Annotated in this window: 3 protein-coding genes; all 3 read left to right on the top strand. The window is 46.1% G+C overall.

From position 1 onward, the window contains the following. Positions 1-213 precede the first annotated feature (213 nt). Positions 214-531: a glutamyl-tRNA amidotransferase gene (locus G4407_RS15950; RefSeq protein ID WP_173689661.1), complete on the top strand. Its 318-nt coding sequence runs from the start codon at positions 214-216 to the stop codon at positions 529-531. A gap of 85 nt (positions 532-616) precedes the next feature. Next, positions 617-1,459 carry a hypothetical protein gene (locus G4407_RS15945; RefSeq protein WP_173689660.1) on the top strand — a complete coding sequence of 281 codons (843 nt, stop codon included), beginning with the start codon at positions 617-619 and terminating at the stop codon, positions 1,457-1,459. Positions 1,460-1,463: 4 nt separating this feature from the next. Next, positions 1,464-1,842 (top strand): DUF4313 domain-containing protein (locus G4407_RS15940; protein ID WP_173689659.1); only part of this gene is annotated, 379 nt, incomplete at its 3' end.

Raw genomic sequence — 1,842 nt, 5'->3', positions numbered from 1 at the left:
AGGACGGTGGTGCATCGCCTTATGATTATGCGAAAACACCACTGGCTCACGACGATTTAAAGATTGACATTAACAGATTAGACGATTATGAACTGCTCTCTACCGAGGACATCCTTGGTGAATAGCAGTTTTTCTTATGGATTGGAGTGATGTGTATTGAAGAAACTTCTCGCAGGAGAAAAAAATAGAACGAAAAAGAATGCAACGGAAAAAATGACACCCCCGATGCTGATGGGGAGAAAGCAGAAGAAATGGATGGGGCTTTATATGACACTGGTTCTTATTGCAACCGTAGGGGCAACCACGGTGTTTGCAGCCGGAGATCCGCTGTCGGTGATCAATAACCTGTCTACATTCATCTTCTCACTGATCCGTGCCATCGGCTTGATCCTGCTTGGATTTGGAGTGGTGCAGGTAGGACTGTCCTTAAAAAGCCATGATCCAAGCCAGAGAGCAAATGGATTTCTGACACTGGCCGGAGGCGTGATCATTACGTTCGCCAAAGAGATCCTGGACCTGATCATGGCGTAAGCCTCTGAAAAAAGATAGAAGGAAACCGCAGGAGTGCCGAAAGGCGCTCCTGTATGCAAAAACATTTTCTAGGAGGTGAGAATTTTTGAGTGATAACTGGATTGTACAGAATCTGAACTCGGCACTATCCACATGGAGTGAAAAGATGGCAGAACTGTGGACGCTGCTTACCGAAAATCCGGCAACTTTTAAAGGCGGCGGCATCTGGCGCATTATGACCAATATCAATGATGCACTGACAGCTATTGCTTATGGACTGCTGGTGCTGTTTTTCGCAGCCGGGATCATAAAAACCTGTGGGAGTTTTACGGATATTAAGAAACCAGAACACGTATTAAAAGCATTTATCCGGTTTGCACTGGCGCAGGGGGCAATCACCTATGGGATGGAGCTGATGCAGGCGCTGTTTTCGATTGTGCAGGGAATTGTGACCACGGTAATGAGTGGTTCCGGCATGGCAGGAAGCGTGACCGAACTGCCGACAGAGATCGTAGATAAGATTGAAAGTGTGGGAATGCTGGAATCTATCCCGTTATGGATCGTGACACTGCTTGGCAGTCTGCTGATCACAGTACTGTCGTTTGTCATGATCCTGACGGTGTATGGCAGGATGTTCAAGATCTATATGTATACCGCAATCGCCCCGATCCCGATCTCCTCTTTTGCAGGAGAACCTACACAATCCATCGGAAAGAACTTTCTCCGTTCTTATGTGGGTGTGTGTCTGGAAGGGGCGATCATTGCACTGGCATGTATCATCTATTCCGCCTATGCCGCAAGCCCTCCGGCAGTGGGGGATACAGGGCTGAGTGCAGTTACAATCGTGTGGAACTATGTAGGGGAACTGGTATTTAATTTACTGGTTCTGGTCGGAGCAATCAAGGCATCTGACCGAATCGTAAGAGAAATGATGGGACTTGGAGGTTAAGAAGATGGATACAAATAAGACGTTAGGATACGACTGGGAATATGGACATGAGGAAGTAGCGATTCGAGTAAGCTCTTACAGGAATAATGGGAACTTATATGTAGGACTTTGCCACAGGGAAGAGGGAGAATGGGAAGATTTTGGAGATGTAACGATCAATCTGCCATTTTCCTTTTTAGAGCCAAATGAAGCATATATAACCGGAGACTTTACCAAAGATATGATTCGTTTTATTAAGGCGTATAAGCTTGGCAAAGTATTGGATGAAACAGCAAAGTCTGGATATGGAACCTATCAGAAAGTGGCATTTGACCTTGCAAGGCTTGCAGAATTTGATCCGGAAGGCGTTGCGGAACACTGTAGATTTGCCGGGATAGAAGTAC

The organism is Allocoprococcus comes (genome assembly GCF_013300725.1).
In the GTDB taxonomy this organism is placed as follows: Bacteria; Bacillota; Clostridia; order Lachnospirales; family Lachnospiraceae; genus Allocoprococcus; species Allocoprococcus comes_A.
The sequence above is the reverse complement of the archived record's forward strand: the minus strand, read 5'-3'. Positions and strand labels throughout refer to the sequence as shown.

Bases quoted from the DNA above. Each gene is read 5' to 3' on its own strand.
- G4407_RS15950 (WP_173689661.1), top strand. From the start codon at position 214: ATGACACCCCCGATGCTGATGGGGAGAAAGCAGAAGAAATGGATGGGG.